The sequence below is a fragment of the Enterococcus sp. AZ191 genome (genome assembly GCF_051713845.1).
Taxonomy (GTDB): Bacteria; Bacillota; Bacilli; order Lactobacillales; family Enterococcaceae; genus Enterococcus_B; species Enterococcus_B durans.
The window spans coordinates 1467775-1481489 of the sequence record NZ_JBIOQS010000001.1; the positions used below are offsets into that span (position 1 = coordinate 1467775).

Annotated in this window: 17 protein-coding genes, 1 tRNA gene and 1 pseudogene; 10 read left to right on the top strand and 9 right to left on the bottom strand. The window is 35.9% G+C overall.

What is annotated here, in order from left to right; all coding sequences use genetic code 11:
* Positions 1–373 precede the first annotated feature (373 nt).
* Positions 374–1138 carry a class I SAM-dependent methyltransferase gene (locus IGI47_RS07090; RefSeq protein ID WP_311929900.1) on the top strand — a complete coding sequence of 255 codons (765 nt, stop codon included), beginning with the start codon at positions 374–376 and terminating at the stop codon, positions 1136–1138.
* Positions 1139–1445: 307 nt separating this feature from the next.
* Here the strand turns inward: IGI47_RS07090 and IGI47_RS07095 are convergent.
* A pseudogene (locus tag IGI47_RS07095) lies at positions 1446–2270 on the bottom strand (dihydrodipicolinate synthase family protein).
* 164 nt (positions 2271–2434) lie between these two features.
* Positions 2435–3172 (bottom strand): D-amino-acid transaminase, encoded by a 738-nt coding sequence (gene dat / locus IGI47_RS07100; protein ID WP_438783767.1) that lies wholly within the window; start codon positions 3170–3172, stop codon positions 2435–2437.
* Between the two features lie 219 nt (positions 3173–3391).
* Between dat and IGI47_RS07105 the strand changes: the two genes are divergently transcribed.
* Positions 3392–3922: a ClbS/DfsB family four-helix bundle protein gene (locus tag IGI47_RS07105; protein ID WP_438783768.1), complete on the top strand. Its 531-nt coding sequence runs from the start codon at positions 3392–3394 to the stop codon at positions 3920–3922.
* 162 nt (positions 3923–4084) lie between these two features.
* On the opposite strand, the gene IGI47_RS07110 is transcribed toward IGI47_RS07105, so the two are convergent.
* Both IGI47_RS07110 and IGI47_RS07115 read right to left on the bottom strand, forming a co-directional pair.
* On the bottom strand, positions 4085–5071 hold the full coding sequence (locus IGI47_RS07110) for a hypothetical protein (protein ID WP_438783769.1): 987 nt from the start codon (positions 5069–5071) through the stop codon (positions 4085–4087).
* Positions 5058–5666: a LysM peptidoglycan-binding domain-containing protein gene (locus tag IGI47_RS07115; RefSeq protein WP_438783770.1), complete on the bottom strand. Its 609-nt coding sequence runs from the start codon at positions 5664–5666 to the stop codon at positions 5058–5060. The genes IGI47_RS07110 and IGI47_RS07115 overlap by 14 nt, the downstream gene beginning before the upstream one ends.
* A 343-nt stretch (positions 5667–6009) precedes the next feature.
* Between IGI47_RS07115 and IGI47_RS07120 the strand changes: the two genes are divergently transcribed.
* Both IGI47_RS07120 and IGI47_RS07125 read left to right on the top strand, forming a co-directional pair.
* Positions 6010–6444: a universal stress protein gene (locus tag IGI47_RS07120; protein WP_142421735.1), complete on the top strand. Its 435-nt coding sequence runs from the start codon at positions 6010–6012 to the stop codon at positions 6442–6444.
* 18 nt (positions 6445–6462) lie between these two features.
* Complete coding sequence (locus IGI47_RS07125) at positions 6463–6759, top strand: hypothetical protein (RefSeq protein ID WP_438783771.1); 297 nt, start codon at positions 6463–6465, stop codon at positions 6757–6759.
* A gap of 230 nt (positions 6760–6989) precedes the next feature.
* Here IGI47_RS07125 and IGI47_RS07130 read toward each other — a convergent pair whose 3' ends face one another.
* Complete coding sequence (locus IGI47_RS07130) at positions 6990–7247, bottom strand: glucose uptake protein (RefSeq protein WP_167592146.1); 258 nt, start codon at positions 7245–7247, stop codon at positions 6990–6992.
* Positions 7248–7412: 165 nt separating this feature from the next.
* On the opposite strand from IGI47_RS07130, the gene IGI47_RS07135 reads away from it, so the two are divergent.
* The 3 genes from IGI47_RS07135 (at position 7413) to IGI47_RS07145 (ending at position 8555) form a co-directional block, all read left to right on the top strand.
* A complete protein-coding gene (locus tag IGI47_RS07135; RefSeq protein ID WP_005877059.1) occupies positions 7413–7676 on the top strand; it encodes a hypothetical protein in 264 nt (87 codons plus the stop codon).
* A gap of 19 nt (positions 7677–7695) precedes the next feature.
* Entirely contained in the window at positions 7696–7884 is a 189-nt protein-coding gene (locus IGI47_RS07140; protein WP_438783772.1) for a hypothetical protein, read from the top strand.
* A gap of 299 nt (positions 7885–8183) precedes the next feature.
* Positions 8184–8555 carry a YxeA family protein gene (locus IGI47_RS07145; RefSeq protein ID WP_438783774.1) on the top strand — a complete coding sequence of 124 codons (372 nt, stop codon included), beginning with the start codon at positions 8184–8186 and terminating at the stop codon, positions 8553–8555.
* A 151-nt stretch (positions 8556–8706) separates the two neighbouring features.
* Here IGI47_RS07145 and IGI47_RS07150 read toward each other — a convergent pair.
* The 3 genes from IGI47_RS07150 to IGI47_RS07160 all read right to left on the bottom strand — a co-directional run bounded on the left by IGI47_RS07150 (position 8707) and on the right by IGI47_RS07160 (position 10065).
* A tRNA-Gln gene (locus IGI47_RS07150) sits at positions 8707–8779 on the bottom strand.
* 48 nt (positions 8780–8827) lie between these two features.
* Complete coding sequence (locus IGI47_RS07155) at positions 8828–9253, bottom strand: hypothetical protein (protein WP_311929908.1); 426 nt, start codon at positions 9251–9253, stop codon at positions 8828–8830.
* Between the two features lie 59 nt (positions 9254–9312).
* A complete protein-coding gene (locus IGI47_RS07160; protein WP_438783775.1) occupies positions 9313–10065 on the bottom strand; it encodes a C39 family peptidase in 753 nt (250 codons plus the stop codon).
* Between the two features lie 315 nt (positions 10066–10380).
* Between IGI47_RS07160 and IGI47_RS07165 the strand changes: the two genes are divergently transcribed.
* Together IGI47_RS07165 and IGI47_RS07170 are read left to right on the top strand one after the other, a co-directional pair.
* The gene (locus tag IGI47_RS07165; protein WP_005877067.1) at positions 10381–10578 is read left to right on the top strand and encodes a hypothetical protein; all 198 of its coding nucleotides are present in this window, start codon (positions 10381–10383) and stop codon (positions 10576–10578) included.
* 108 nt (positions 10579–10686) lie between these two features.
* The gene (locus tag IGI47_RS07170) at positions 10687–11175 is read left to right on the top strand and encodes a hypothetical protein (protein WP_005877069.1); all 489 of its coding nucleotides are present in this window, start codon (positions 10687–10689) and stop codon (positions 11173–11175) included.
* A 101-nt stretch (positions 11176–11276) separates the two neighbouring features.
* Here the strand turns inward: IGI47_RS07170 and IGI47_RS07175 are convergent, their stop codons facing one another.
* Positions 11277–11873 carry a nitroreductase family protein gene (locus IGI47_RS07175; RefSeq protein WP_144776059.1) on the bottom strand — a complete coding sequence of 199 codons (597 nt, stop codon included), beginning with the start codon at positions 11871–11873 and terminating at the stop codon, positions 11277–11279.
* Positions 11874–12244: 371 nt separating this feature from the next.
* Here IGI47_RS07175 and IGI47_RS07180 point away from each other — a divergent pair, with 371 nt between their 5' ends.
* Entirely contained in the window at positions 12245–13711 is a 1467-nt protein-coding gene (locus IGI47_RS07180; RefSeq protein ID WP_438783776.1) for a peptide MFS transporter, read from the top strand.
* The last annotated feature ends 4 nt before the right edge of the window (positions 13712–13715 follow it).

Consider the following 13715-nt stretch of genomic DNA (forward strand, 5'->3'; position numbering starts at 1 on the left):
GAAAAATCAGAGGACAGCATTTCTTGCATACCTTGTTTTCTTGATATCTAGCACCATTTAACGTGTTTAAACAGTATATGTTTTTATACGCCATTATAGCAATGAATAAATTCTAAAACTAAGATTATGGGATAGTTAAATAGAAGTTTTAAATTTTAACGAGGACTTGTTCTGGCTTAAGTTAAATAGACATATTGTAGAAAGCGGTTTCGTGATATGATAGTTACATAAACAAATAAGGAGAAAGCAAATGGCAAAACGTCGAAGTAACTACTCGATATAGTTGGTTGGATAGAACTATATCGAGTACTGAAGTTATCCAACCAATTGATATCGACCCTAAAACAACTCAAAAACTAAGGGAGCTAATCAAATGGATGAACAACGATTAAAAAAAGAATGGTTACAAAGTGAAAAGAGACAAAAAGAGTTTTCTGGCTGGGATTTTTCCTATTTAAATGATCGGTGGTACTGCGAAGAGCCAGTTTGGAATTACCGAGAGTTGGTTTTAACACATTTAAGTAAAGAAATGATGCTTTTGGATATGGGAACTGGTGGAGGGGAGTTACTACAGACTTTCCATCATCCTTATAGAAAAATTGCTGTAACAGAAGGCTATTTACCTAATTATGAATTGTTAGTAAACACTTTACAGCCCAAAGGTGTGACAGTTCAATTTGTAGAAAAAGATGGATATTTAGCGTTTCCTGATGACTCATTCGACTTAGTCATCAATTCTCATGAATCATTTTCGCTAACAGAAGTAAAACGCGTGCTTAAAAAAGATGGCTTGTTTATCTCGCAGCAAGTGGGGGATTTCAATGGAGTAAATCTAGCTTCGCGGTTGCTTAAAGGGTATAAGAAGGAAAGTTTTGATTTTCATCTTGCAACTGTAAAAAAAGAATTGGAAAAAGCTGATTTTGACATTTTACGGGAGGATGAAGCCTATTTAAAACAACTTTTTTTCGATATGCCTGGTTTGATCTATTATTTACGAACGATCAAATGGGAATATCCTGATTTTTCAGTAGAAAAAAATTTTGAAGAGCTACTTTCATTGTATGAAGAATTGTTGAGGCATGGTAGCATTTTTAACATGCAACACCGCTTCGTGTTTGCTGCTAAAAATAGAAAATAGGTATCTGGCATGAACGCCTGTAAAGTGTAAAGAATAGTCTGTTCATAGCAAATGAAAAATCAAAACGAATGTGGGATAAATCTAAAAATCACGTTTGCTACAGACTCTCCAATAAACGACGTCCAAAAGTCAGGATTTTCGGAAATTTCAAAAAAAGCGTGGGACAAAAGTAAGAAACACTTTTGTTCCAGTCTCTTTGCCACGAACTTGATAGAAGGATAAGAACGCAGTAAGTCACTCTCGAAATAGATGAATGAGTGATTGGAGTGAGATTATTTTACAAGTATTTATTGTTGGTTAATCTACATTATTCATTATTTCCTAATGGTCGGCGACAGATTCCAAAAGAAATACCTTCATTTTCGCTTATTTTGCTTTTTACGTAAGGAAGTGGGGAATGGGCGTATAACTCCTCGATTTTTGTAGCAATCGTTTGATCAGAGGAGGGTTGCTTATTTTTCAATTCAATAAACCATTGCTTGATTTCTGTGGGATAAATATTTCCAGCAATAGAAGAAATAGAATTGAATCCTAAAGCTAGTTTTTCTGTTACAGCTGATTCACCACCCATGTAGACTTTTAAAGTTTTTTTTATTTCAGCGAGAATTTTAGGAAGATGAGCTGGATTTCCGGCTTCTTTTATTCCGATGACCCGATCGTCTTTTAAAAGTGTCAAATAGGTGTCTATAGTGATGTCAAAGCCGGTACGACGCGGATTGTTATAGAGTATCGTTGGCTTATTGGCGAAAGAGATCACCGATTTGGCATAGGAAATAGCTTCCTGTTGTGAAGGAAGAATATAAGGGGGAAAACCCAATAAGATTCCTGTGACTTCATTCGAAGTATTGATTTTTTTGGCGAGGATCTCTGCCTCTTTTTGGCGAATACTAGATAGACCAAAAACGATTTCCAAGTCATTATACATATTTAGTTTTTATAGCGCGTCAAGCAACTGTAATTTTTCTAGTAACGTCAATGAATGTTGTTCGCCAGTTGAGCCGCCTACTAAAACTGATTGAATACCTTGAGTAGCCAAATAACCAATATGTTGTAACGTGGCTTTTAAATTTAAGGTTTCATCTTCATAAAAAGCAGTAGGAACAGCTACTTGATAATCTTCATTTAATACCATGACATTTCCTCCAATTTTTATCCTGAGTTACGATCAATGAATAGATTGAAAAATCAATGTGAAGTGCGGATAGAGTCAATATAAAGTGTTTGTAGTTTCTTGGTGATTGTTCCACACTGGCTATCAGCAATCTGTTTACCGTCGATTGAAATGACTGGTACGATTTAATAAATACTATTGGAAATAAAACATTCAGTGATTTTATCTAACTGAGTGACAGAAAAAGGAGTTTCACAGACTTTTAGTCCATTTGCACGAGCTAATTTTAAAATCTGCATTTTAGTGATACCTGGCAAAACAAGGTTGCCATCAGGGTGGGTATATAAAATGTCGTCATCGACAAACCAGATATTTGAGGCAGATGCTTCTGTGATCTTTCCGTCTCTTTGTAAAATAGCGTCATCGAATCCTTTTCTGGCAGCTTCATCGAGTGAGAGGATATTGCCAATCAGACTTAATGATTTGATGTCACAATGTAACCATCGGGTGTCTTCAATGACCGTTGCACGGATTCCGTTTTTTTGCATTGCAACGGGTCGTTCAATGGGAATCGTATAGGCGAGATAAATCGGTGTTGTCTCCTTAGAGTCTGGGATCAAATGTTGTCTAGGCGATACGATTCCTCGAGAAATTTGAAAATAGATTTCTCCTTCACTCACATGGTTTTTCTGGATAAGTTGTTGAAATTGTTCTTGAAGTTCATGTTTGTCGAATGGAAGAGTTAAATGGATTTTCTCAGCCCCAACCTTTAAACGATCGAAATGTTCTGAAAACATGAACATCTGTTGATCGTAAACACGGATTACTTCATATAGACCATCCCCGAAATGATAGCCGCGATCATCAGGTGAAATAGTGATTTCATCTTTGGGAATAAGTTGACCATTAAAAATTGCGTTCATAAAAATACCTCCTAAAAGTTCTGAACAGACGAGAAATGAGTTTTTTAGTCAGAATATTCATACATTTCATCCGTTTGAGACGTACTTTAGCAAAAGATCATGGGAATTACAATGCTTTTTTCCAAATACCTGTAATCATTCGCTGGATCTGCGAGTGTTTGTTACAATCAAAATATAAAAATAAAATGTGTTAAGACAGAAAATAATAGGAGGAAGTATATGAGACCAAAATCAAAAGATGAATTGATTGCAGCAGCGAATCAAAAATTTGCTGAATTATGGGAAGAGATTGCAAAATTGAGTGAAGAAGAACAGCAAGCATCATTCTTATTTGATGAAGCGTTTTTAGCGAAGAAAAAAGAGGCCCATTGGCGAAGAGATAAAGACTTAAAAGATGTTTTGATCCATCTTTATGAGTGGCATCAGCTTTTACTAAATTGGGTCCAAAAGAATCAGAAGCAAGAGAAAAGTCCGTTTTTACCAACACCATACAATTGGCGAACCTATGCACAAATGAATGTTGAATTTGTTGCAAAGCATGAAAACACGCTGTTGTCTGATGCAAAATCCTTCGTGCATCAAACACATGAACAAGTGATGTCATTAGCAGAGAAATTTGATAATGCTGAGCTATTTGAAAAGAAAAAATTTGAATGGACAGGGAACATGACCCTAGGGAGTTACTTTATTTCTTCGACAGCTAGCCATTATGACTGGGCAATCAAAAAAATAAAGCAATCCCAGAAGTAGTAAGTGCTAGTCTAGTTTGGAATCGAAAAAAAAAACGAATATCTCACTATCAATTGTTTCATCCTGGATGGTTATCAGATACTCAGAAATGGAACGAATTTTTAGGTAAGAAAGGACAAAAGTGATTGATTACGGAAGGGAAGTGATACCTGTTCCTATCATTTATTCACGGTTGGAATGTGAGACCAAAGTATTCCTTCCTTTTATTAAATGTTCCTTATTACCTGGTGCCATTTTTTGACTTTCTGACCAATAAGGCTGTGATATTGTTTCGTTTCTGGGCTGTTGAATGATTTTTGTTTCTAAAGAAAATCTGTCTTGGATTTTTTTCATGCTGATTTTTTCGATTTGAGAGGATGTATGGCTTAAGTTTTTATGTATTTTTCTTTGTTGGCTGGATAGATGTGACAGCTTCTTTTTTATTTTATAAATTGTTTTAGTGGACATATTAAACTCTTCCTGGAGTTCTTTATAAGTGGCATTTGGATGTTCCCTTAATTTTTGTTCAACACGTTGGAATTTCTCAGCACGGTAGGTAGATCTCACTCCTAGCTGTTTTTTGATGTGGGTGATAGTTGTATATGAAATCTGATATTCTTTAGCAATCTCTTTGTAGGAGTGGTTAGGGTTAGTCAAAAGTGCGTGGGCTGCTTTTTGTGTTCGCTCAAAGCGAAACGGTCTTTTGCGATTATTTTTCCCGACTGGTATTGTTGGATTGATTTCTTGTTGATTTAAAGATAGAGGTATTGTATTTTCTACCCGCAAACTGCTATATGAGTCATTTTGAGGTACGAAGTTAAGGTCTGCGAAAAGCTGATACTCTTCTGTGGCAATGTAATGTTCTGAATGAAAATCAGACGTGCAGGGTGTATCTACGAATGAAGAGGAAGGCCATTTCATTTGTGATTGAAAATCCGGACTGTTTTGGAAATTATTGACTTGAGAAAGTAGCTTATCTTCTATCTGGGCGGATAATATGGTTGAATCGGTGCGCTCAATGGGCATAAAGAAACCTCCTAAAAATGTTTCTTTTATTTTACTTCTGTTAGTACGAAGATGGAGGACCAGTTTTTCTGAAAAAATAAAAAAAGATAGATAACCTGTTAAAAGGCTATCTATCTTTTTATTTTTTAGCTTAGTACCAACCATTAGCTAGCCAGAATGCTTGGGCAGCTTCCCATGAACCATAACGTGAAGTAACATATTGATCGGCTACACGTTCTTGGTTAGCAGCAGAGTAGTCACCATTCAAGTATGAAGCATCTAATTGGTAACGTCCGATGTAACGGCCATTAGTTGCTGTGTAAGAACCACTTGATTCTCTTTGAGCGATCCATTCTTTCGCTGAGCTTGTGCTTGTAGCTGGTGCTGCAGTTTCAGTCACAACAGGTTGTGCTGCTTCTGCAGGAGCAGATTGCACTGCTTCTTGTTGGACAGGTGTGGCAGCTGGTTGTGCTTGTGTTTCTTGAGGCGCAGAGTAAGTTGTTTCTGCAACTGCTGCTTGGTCTCCTGTAGGAATCGTTAATTGTTGACCTGAATAGATCAGGTTAATATTTGAAATCGAATTATGTTCTGCAATAGTTTGGATCAAGGAGTTGTCACCAACGTATTTTTGAGAAATCGTTGATAGTGTATCACCTGATTGAACGGTATAAGCTTCGTCCGCATGTGCAGATGTACCCATAAAGAATAGAGCGCCGGCAGCCAAAGTTGTTCCAAAAAGTAATGTTTTAAGTGATTTCATGTAAAATCTCCTTCGTCGTTTTAAAAAGTATTTGTTGTGTTCAACGAGGAATACTTTAACACGTGGAAATATTTCATAGGTAATAGCTTCGTGACACTTTGTGACAAATCTACGTTTTTTGTAACAAACAGATTATCGGAAAATGTGAATAAAAATGAGAAAAAAGCCATAAAGTTTTATTATAGGGGCGGATGTGGGCTATTAAAATTAGAAATTAATCAAAGGTAAAAGTTCAATAAAACACTTTTTTTCTAAAAAAGTTGAGTAAAAATAGTCAAAACAGCGTATTTTTTTTTTAATTTGAAGGAGGATGTTACAATGAAAGAAACAAGGAGGCGATGATATGAGTAATAGATATTCAAAGATAATGGTAGCGGTGGATGGATCAAAGCAAGCAGAAAAGGCATTTTTGGAAGCCCTTGATTTAGCGAAAGATAATGAAGCAGAGTTAATCATTGTTTCTATTATCAATAAAGTGGAGTTGACTCATAGTGCTTATGCCTTCTCAAAGATCTATGCAGAAGAGAAACAAAAGATCGAAGTTGAAATGTTAAAAAAAATTCACGATGCAAAAGAATATGGTTTGACGGAAATCCATGCGATTGTTGAGACAGGTGATCCACGACAGTTGATTGGTACTGTTTTTCCAACACAAGAAAATGTGGATTTGATCGTGATGGGGGCTACCGGAAAAGGTGCAATCCAACAGGCATTGGTTGGATCGACAGCTTCCTTTGTTGTTGCCCATGCCTCTTGCAGTGTATTAGTAGTGAAATAAAAGAGGGAGGGAACTATCATGGTACGTCCACAAGAAATAAAGGCCCCAAAGGAAAAGATCGAAGTGCTTACTATTTTAGAAGATGGCACAAAAACAAGAAAAGGCTATTCCGTTGCTTTAGTCAAATGGTATGCAAAAAAAGCAATCGCTATAAGATGGGATGGGGATGATGCACAGGACAAAGGATTCCCAGTAACAGTAAATGGGTACCATCCTGCATGGTTCGTTTTAACAGATAAATTAACGGAACTTTATAGTAAAGATTACAAAGAATTGATCAATACGATGCGATTTATTGAGGATTTGGACAAATAGAAAAGAAGAATGTGGGACAAAAGTAAGAAACACTTTTGTCCCACATTCTTTCAGGAGTAAAAAATGAAAAAAAGGTTATTTGGGATGAGTAAACTATATGGATCCAACCTTAAATCTAGCTTAAAAAAAGTTCGTTTTAAGAATGAAAAAATCTATTGTTATACGTAAAAATTAGTTAGATGTCTTGGATCAAACAGGCCCATCCAACTACTCTTTGAATTTGATATATATTACTTTTGCTTTTTATATAAGTAGAAAATCCAAAGAATCAGAAGTAAAGAAGATATCAATAGTCCTGCGGTATTCTTCATCAGGGCAATGGGTGTTTCCCAATGTCGAAAGGAAAAGATTTGATAAGTGAAGTAAGCACAAGGGAGGCTGGCAATTAAAATGGAAAATTTTTTCTTCGTCCATTTTATGTAGTAAAAAAGGATGCTCAACATGATAAAAAAAGGAATATAAAATATCAGTTGTCCGATTGCAATCATATAACGCCTCCTATTATTTAAAATCCCTGATACAAAATAACACTTTGTGAGATTATACGCAAGCGATACGTGGAAGTTTTCTTTATAAATGTTGTTTTTTTTCGTTCTTTTGATTATCTCCTCTGTTCTTGCTATAATTATGTCGAAAGAAAGGATGAAAATTTCATGGATCAAGTAATGTTAGAAGTCGATTTACATTTAGTAAACAATATCCGCGTCATTTACTATCTTGTAAGTAACAGCGTAGAAAAGAGAGTATTAATCAACAAAATCAACGGGATATTAGCCAAAAAAGATGTTCATCATTTTAGTAATGGAGAAGATAGCTATTATAGTATTCCAGTTGAGAAAGTACTTTACACAACGGTGAATGTAAGGAAGGATCTCGACACAAAAACAGTCCACGACCCAATTTTTACCACTTATTGATGGGGAACGGAGGAAAACGATGAATCCATATGAAGCACTTATCCAGGATTTGATTAATGGGAAAATTGAGAAAATAGACGTCAATAGAGAAGATGTCATGCTCTTTCGTGAAGCATGGCTCAAATTAGAGGATCGTAAATATGTTGTAGGTAAAGCGCTGCTCAATGGCAATGTAACTTATCATTATGATCCAACACGTTTATACTAAGTAAGCTATTCGAAATAATCAGTACGAAAAAAGAAGATCCAACTGCCACAAAATGTTTCCTAATTTGTGGCAGTTGGATTTTTTTATATGGAGATCGGGTTGTACATCTGTCTGTTTTTTTGTTCTATGTCATCATACATACCATCTTTTTGACAACAAACATCTGAATACATTTGTTTTTTTATGGAGTATCTACTATTTTCTGAGCCAAAGTATGAGAGAAAATTACAACCATAGACGGATGAGCCTTTGTTGTTTTATTTATATAATGGAAAAGTAATCAACTAGGAGGGAAAAAAATGAAGGTATTAAAGATTTTAGTCGGCATTACTTGTATGGCCGGTGTTATGTTATTTAGTTTAAAAATATATACGCAACATTCTCATAGCGAGATGGCAGGAGTCATGGATCAGCTAAATCCCCTTGTGACTAGGGGAGAAGTATATGTGAAAACCACGAAACCTGAAGAAGTCAACTCTTACGGTACAGCTAAATATGTCCAGACGGCTGCCGACAGTGATGGAAATAAACGGACAATCGAATATAATGGCATTTCAGTTTTAAAAGAGAACTGCTATTTAAAAATCACGAATAAAGGCGCACATGTTGAAACATACGAAGAAATAGACAAACAAGCAGTACCAGAAAAAGCATTAGCAATTATTGGATAAACTATATTTTTATTATGTAAACCTTCGAATGGTTAAATTATAAAATCGTTGTTTTTTTGAAAAAACAAGCCAAATCATCTAAGAAATAGACGAAGCTATTTCGGATGATCTGGCTTGTTTCGCGTAGTGGTGTGCTTTTACACTATTTTTATTGGGATGGCAGGGTTCGAACCTACAATTGCTTGATTCAGAGTCAAGTGCCTTACCAGTTTGGCTACATCCCATTCAATCAACAAAAATAGTTTAGCACTTAATTAAAAAAACGCAAGTTATTAATCTTTTGTGTAGAGCACTTCTTTAAGTAAGACTACTCGTTTCTCTATTTTTTTGATCAAACTGGACGGAAGAGAAATCAACGTTGCTGCAGATAATACTGTAGTAAGAAGCAGATATTCTTCCTGTTGGTTGCCGAGTATTTGATAAATTGTAGCTAAGCGTTCAATATACTCAAAGCGCGTATAACCAGTTCGAATGATCAGAAATTTTAAAAGATCGATCGCTTTTGAATAGTCTTTCTCAGAATAATAGCTGAGAGCTTGACGATAAAGTTTTATTTCTAGCTCATTGAGAGAAGCAGGGCTATAGCGGTTTGTCCATTCTTTTACTGATACTTTTCGTTGAACATTCCCTTTGGTATCTCTAACAAAAATAATCGGCATGTCATTTGGGTCTATCTTTTTATGGATAAATCGTTCCATTTCCCTTGCTCCTTTCTCTTTTTCTTTAGCTAGAGTATAAGATACTTTCAAAAAAAATACTAGCTTTTCTTTAAAGTCAGCATTTGGCCGCCCATTGCCGTAAAAATTTTATTGAAATCGTTTATTGGAACAGCTCGATTTTTTTCTCCATAAGGATCATTGACATAGATCGTTGTATCATCATAACCTGTGACCACACAAGCGTGTATTAAAGGGGTTACTTTGACTTCACCATTATTGGTTGTCCATGTTGTGAAATCACTGTCAGTAGGTACCTGAAAATCAATAGTGACAGAAGTCCATACAGGTTCTTCTTTTTGCAACGCTTTTCTGATATCTTTCAAGTTCGCGTCTGTTTTTGGTTCAGTATAATAATCTGTGCCGACGATTTTTTGAGCTAAAGCAGCAATAGGAGGAACATAGACGCCCATTGCCCAATCGCCGCCAGTAATGTCACCAACGAAGCCTTCATTTGGATCACCGTGAGTACCGTCTGCATTGAAGACAGGGACATAAGTCAACTGATCTGCTAATTGGTTTTTCGTCGTAGTGTATCCATAATAGGATAAAAGCATCGAAAGGGAAGTTACTTCACATCCATTTTCTAAAGCGGGTGCATCAAATTGATTTTCTAAAGGAACATCAAGCAAGACTTCTTTTTTTTCTTTTGAGGGGGAGTTGCTGACTTGTTCTGCTGTGGAGAGAGAGGCTTTCTCACCCTCGTTTCGATGCAGGATATAGTACGTGCTAGAAAGAAAAATCAATGTCAGACTACCTAAAAACATGATTTTTTTTGCGTTTTTCTTTTTCATTAGAATACTTCCTTCGTCTAGTCTGTCATATAGTATAATGGTTTTTATTTAAAAACAAATTAAATTTGACTTTTCTAATTAAAAAAGAACAAGTTTTTCTTAAGGAATAACTATTGTTCTGTAAAATGAATAAAATATTTTAACTTGCCAACTGTTTTAATTGTGAAAACGAAATCAATACGCTATAATGCCAATAAGGTTAAAGAACAATTAATAAAAAACGAACTTTTAAAGACAATGAAAATTGAGATAGTACTACTACTTTTTTTAAGGATTATTCGTCTGTAAGAGTTTTAGCAGTTTAGGAGGATTTTGATGACGGAAGAAATGATCAATTTAGGAGAGCAATACTCATGTAAGCCAATCGGGTTTACACAGACAGTCGTTGGCGAAGTAGTTTCAAAAATGACAAACTGTGCCGTAGTCAAAGTTGCTCAATGCGCTTCTGAGGACCAAGATTTACTAGAAGAAAAAGCCAGTATGGTTGTAGCAAAATATGATACATTTGAATAAGAAAGAAAATTTGGACATGCAACAACAGGTTTGATGCTGCAAGTCCTTTTACTATGTAGAGGTTTATTTCTTTTTCTGGATGTGAGAAAAGGAAAGAGGTGTGGGTAAATGATTAGTCTATTTACGATATTATTGTTTTTATTTGTACTAGCGATGTGCTTGTTTCTTTGGCTTGTCCGCCGAGAAATCATCTATAAGACAGTTAGAAATCGCTGGGTATATTTAGTGGTACCTTTCTTAGCTATATTAGTGTTATGGTTTACACTTATCAGTGAACCAAGTGTAGATGATTTAGCGAAAGGGATTTTATCAGCATTAGTCTTCATCAGTTTTCTACTCGATAGTCGGGGGATAACGGAAGAAGGGTTAGTGTTAAATAGTTTTGATAAGCGAGGAGTGCCGTTTTCTGAAATCAACAAGATTGTTCTTTATCAACCCAAAGGTTCAAACGAAATCAAAATGAACTTTTTTCGTAATGGTTGGCGGGGCCCCCTAATGAAATTTTCTGTTTCAATGGAGGAATTAGTTCCTTTTTTGGCGCAACATCTAAATGAGGATGCTGAGATCGATATCATGATCGATTCAGATGAAGGATAGTGTGTTGTTGTGAACAAGCATAGAAGAGATCATGATTTAGAAATAACCTTAAAAAAGCTAGGTAGTTACGAAAACCGTAACTACCTAGCTTTTTTTAGTACTTAGTCAAATACGCGGAAACGATCTTCGTCATTCATGTATTCTTTTTCGCCAGCTGGTGTTTCTGGTGAACCGAATACTAATTGAGCGCGTAATTTCCAATTTGAAGGGATGTCCCATTCTTTAGCTACAGCGTCATCAATTACTGGATTGTAATGTTGTAAGTTGGCGCCTAGTCCTTGGTCTGCTAATGCAACCCATGTATTCGCAGTAGCGATCCCGTTTGATTGTTCTGACCAATCTGGGAAATTATCTGCATATAATTCAAATTGTTCTTGAAGTCCTTTGACTACATCAGTGTCTTTAAAGAATAGAACAGTTCCGTATCCGTTTTTAAATCCGGCTAATTTGTTTTGTGTGTTTGGGAATGCTTCAGCAGGTGTCAATGGACGAAGTGCTTCTTCAGTCATTTCCCATAGTTTTTCATGTGCATTGCCAAAAAGAATCACTGCACGAGTAGACTGTGCGTTGAATGCTGTTGGGCTTTCTTTGATTGCTTCTTTGATCAATGCAGTTAGTTCGTCATTAGATAAAGTGACGTTACGTCCTAAATGATAGATAGAACGACGGTTTTTCAATGTATTTGTAAAAGTTGTCATGTTAAAAATCTCCTTTGATTGCGTAGTGCATATTTTTTATGAGTACAAAAAGGAGTATATCATCTTACAAAAAGTAAGTAAAAAGAAATGCTCAGCAAAAAGAAATAAATTTTTTCTCTATTAAAAATGAATCGATCACAATAAATAAAGGAGCGGTTACATTGTGATTAAACGAACTTCAATTCGCTTTTTCAAGATTGACATCTATATAATTATTAAATTTGTATATGTTTTTTCTTATTGTTTTCCAATCGTTTTTTACTTATTTTTATAGAAAATAAGTATATATTTCTAAAATAAGTTTTTTAGCTATTTTTTTCGGGAAGTGTATATGTTATTTTCTGAAAATTTAAAGAATTGGGGTATAGATTATGGAAAATCAACAAGACAAAGGCTTCTTCGGCCAGCCGAAGGGGTTGTCAACACTGTTCTTTACTGAAATGTGGGAACGATTTAGTTATTATGGTATGCGTGCATTACTTATCTACTATATGTACGATACTGTTACAAATGGGGGCCTTGGATTACCTCGTGCGTCAGCGTTGGCGATCATGTCCATTTATGGTTCATTGATTTATATGTCAAGTATCGTTGGTGGTTGGGTTTCTGACCGCGTTCTAGGTGCGAAACGGACAGTGTTTTTCGGTGGTATCTTCATCATGATTGGACACATCGTCCTTGCTTTGCCATTCGGAGTTTCTACATTGTTTATTTCAATGGCTTTGATTATTATTGGTACAGCCTTTTTGAAACCAAATGTTTCGGGAATGGTTGGTCATCTCTATTCGAAAACAGACTTGCGTCGTGATGCAGGTTTCTCTATTTTCTACATGGGGATTAACTTAGGTGCGATGATCGCTCCAATCATTGTAGGAACGCTTGGTCAAAATTATAACTATCATTTAGGTTTCTCACTAGCTGCTATCGGTATGTTCTTCGGTTTGTTGCAATATGTGATCCAAGGACGTAAAACATTGGATGGTGTGGGAACAGTCGCACCAAATCCATTGTCTCAAGAAGAACGTAAAGGGTTTATCCGCAACTTAGTGATCGCGTTGATCGTTATCGTAGCTATTTTTGGTGGTGCACAAGTTACAGGACATTTAACAATTGATTTCTTTATAAATACAATCAGTGTCTTAGGTATTTTGTTGCCATTGTATTACTTTATCAAAATGTTAACTTCAAAAGATGTAACAACAGATGAAAAACCAAAAGTTTGGGCATACATCCCACTATTTGTTGCAGCAATCATCTTCTGGTCACTACAAGAACAAGGTTCTTCGATTTTAGCGTTGTTTGCTAGTGAACGTACACAATCTACATTGTTTGGAATGACTATTCCTGCAAGTTGGTACCAATCATTGAATCCGATCTTTATTTTTGCACTAACACCAGTATTTGTCACATTATGGACAAAATTAGGGAACCGTCAACCGTCAACTGTGGTTAAATTCTCTTTAGGACTACTATTTGCAGGGTTGTCTTTCTTATTGATGATGCTTCCAGGTATACTTTATGGAACATCTGGTAAAGTTAGCCCATTATGGTTGATCGGTAGTTTCTTGATCGTGGTTATCGCTGAATTATGCTTATCACCAGTCGGTTTATCTGCGACAACAAAACTTGCACCAAAAGCATTTGAATCGCAAACGATTGCCATTTGGTTCTTAGCTGATGCTTCATCGCAAGCAATCAATGCGCAAATCGCTCGTTTCTACACACCAGGTACAGAATCAATGTACTTTGGAATTGTTGGTGTGGTAGCGATCGTTGGAGCTGTTTTACTCTTTACGATCAAAGAACCAATCAAAAAATTGATGGGATCGATCCGCTAATCCA